This is a genomic window from Streptomyces alkaliphilus, assembly GCF_014141535.1.
GTDB classification, from domain to species: domain Bacteria; phylum Actinomycetota; class Actinomycetes; order Streptomycetales; family Streptomycetaceae; genus Streptomyces; species Streptomyces alkaliphilus.
Map to the genome: position 1 here is coordinate 1 of NZ_VKHT01001356.1, position 1,057 is coordinate 1,057.

Sequence of the window (1,057 nt, forward strand, 5' to 3'; positions counted from 1 at the left end):
CCTCCCCGTCGACCCGCCCCCTCGGACAAGACGCCGCAAGTACCAACGCCGTCAACGTCCTCATGTTCGCACCACGCGCTTCAGTGACGACGAACTCGCACGCGTGAGTGCCGGAGCCAAAACCGCCGGTCTCACTGTCGCCGGTTTCCTCGCCCGAGCGGCCCTCGGCGCCGCCCGCGACCTCGACCGGACCGCGAGCACGATCGCCGGGGAGCGGGAACTGGTCACCGAACTGTTCGCCGCCCGCCGTCACCTCGGCCGGGTCGGCAACAACCTCAACCAGGTCGCCCGCGCGGTCAACTCCGGAGCCCATCCACCGGAACTCGACGCGGTCCTCGCGGCCACCGAACGAGCCGTCCGGCGGGTCCAGCACGCCACCGATCAACTTCTCCAGCGGGACCGGGAGCCGTAGCGGCATGATCCCCAGGATCCACAAGCGCGGGCAGCGCACGCTCGGTCTCCTGCACTACCTGTACGGGCCGGGGAAGTTCGAGGAGCACACCGACCCCCACCTGGTCGCCTCCTGGGACCACAACGCCCCCGATCCCGGCCGAGAGGAGAACGCCACCCTCAAGCAGCTCCAGCGGCTCCTCGACCAGCCGATCGAGAACCTCGAAGCCTCCGAACGGCCGAGGAAGCACGTGTGGCACCTGTCGGTGCGCAACGCCGCCGAGGACCGCGTCCTGACGGACGAGGAGTGGGGTGACATCGCCCGCGGCATGGTCGCCGCCGCCGGTGTCGACGATCCCGAGCAGGGGGGCGCGGGGTGCCGATGGGTGGCCGTACGGCACGCCGAGGACCACATCCACATCGTCGCCACCCTGGTGCGCGAGGACGGCTACATACCCCGCCTCCACAACGATGCCGTCCGCGTCCAGAACCGGGCTCGAACGCTGGAGGCGGAATTGGGGCTGCGTCGTCTCAACCAAGGTGACGGCACCGCGGCGCGGCGGCCCACCAGCGCCGAGCGTCACAAGGCCCGACGCCGGGGCCGGGAGCGCACGGCCCGGGAGGAATTGCGCGAGGCGGTGCGGGGTGCGGTGGCCGGGGCGTGGGG

General features: G+C 71.4%; 2 protein-coding genes. Both read left to right on the top strand.

Annotation, left to right across the window (positions count from 1 at the left end):
• A partial coding sequence (locus tag FNQ90_RS24450) for a MobC family plasmid mobilization relaxosome protein (protein ID WP_194432852.1) occupies positions 1-412 on the top strand: 412 nt, incomplete at its 5' end.
• A 4-nt stretch (positions 413-416) separates the two neighbouring features.
• On the top strand, positions 417-1,057 hold a 641-nt coding region (locus tag FNQ90_RS24455), incomplete at its 3' end, for a relaxase/mobilization nuclease domain-containing protein (RefSeq protein ID WP_407699440.1).